Source organism: Microcoleus sp. SVA1B4, assembly GCF_036700545.1.
GTDB lineage: Bacteria > Cyanobacteriota > Cyanobacteriia > Cyanobacteriales > Microcoleaceae > Microcoleus.
Genome location: NZ_JAUBPB010000173.1, coordinates 1 through 1,236, shown reverse-complemented (window position 1 = coordinate 1,236; position 1,236 = coordinate 1). Strand labels below are relative to the sequence as shown.

The window sequence follows — 1,236 nt, the reverse complement described above, 5'->3', positions numbered from 1 at the left end:
TCCCGCCCGTCATGAGTGGACGGGCGGGACGCCCATCCCACTTTCAAGAGTGGAAGTTATTTAATTCTCATTCCTTACCTCTATGCCTTGGCGCTCTTTTATTTCAAGAGTGAATTTCTCGCATATATATCACGAGTGCTCTGTCACTATTATCTTTAACAATTCTTCCTCTTTACTTTTAAGCTTCGAGCGCCGCTCCCCTCAAGAGAGTCATGGCAGCTATCTGGGCCGTCTCTCAATACCGAGGCAAAAAGTCACCTATGAGCGATCGACTGACTTTAAATCGTTTTGCTAAGTCTCTTTGTGTGCCTTCTTTGTTTGGCCACGCACTTAGTATCTTCTGTCGTAAGTCAATAGAATATGCAGCTATCTCTAAATAATTTGCTTTTTTTACATCTTTCAAGTTTACCGTCTTTGTGGCGGGTTTTATCTCAAAGTGCTGTAAGTCTCGTTATTTTGTGGTGAACAGAGGCTATAAATCATAGCATCTTTTGTCGCCAATGAAACAAATTGTGCAAAAAAAAGTTTTTTGGAAAATTCGCATAATTTTTGGGAAAAAGCACTGATAGATAATTAGGGCGTAGTAGCTAAGTAAAATTAGCCCTCGCCTGTTTACATTAAGCAGGAAAAAAACGTGGCAATATTTCTGGGTACATCCTTAGATGACACTCTCAAGGGCGGATTAGGCAACGACAGCCTTTTTGGGGCAGACGGCAATGACTCCCTTAGTGGTTCTGGCTCCAATAACACCTTAGATGGCGGTGCTGGCGATGACACTCTCGTGCCAGGCTTTCGCGATAGCCTATTTGGCGGTGATGGCAATGACTTTCTCTTTGGTGGTGGTAATAGCACCTTGGATGGCGGTGTGGGGGATGATACGCTCAGTGCTGGATTTGGCAGTGGGAATGTGTTGCGAGGCGGTGCAGGTAACGATAGCTATCTGCTGCGGGAGTTTTCGCTCAATCAACTACAAATTCAGGATACAGGTGGCCTCGATCGCCTAGACTTTGTTAATTTTGACAACCAAATCAGTACCAGCCCTACCTTGTCGCTGTCGCTGTCATCGGGAAATACAGGCTTGGCCCGACAAGGCACTAGCTTGCTGATTGACATCAACAAAGACGGTATCGCCCGCCCTGCCGATGACGTGGTGATTTCCGACTTCTTCGGTGCATCGGCGACTGTCGAAGGTGTTGGCTTTATCGAAACAGTTGGCAACCTATCGGGTACGGAGAT

1 protein-coding gene is annotated in these 1,236 nt (G+C 46.0%); it reads left to right on the top strand.

Annotated features, from left to right (window positions below; genetic code table 11):
• Positions 1 to 634: 634 nt before the first annotated feature.
• Positions 635 to 1,236, top strand: a 602-nt coding sequence (locus QT987_RS29775) for a calcium-binding protein (protein WP_333247095.1), incomplete at its 3' end; no start/stop codon positions are given.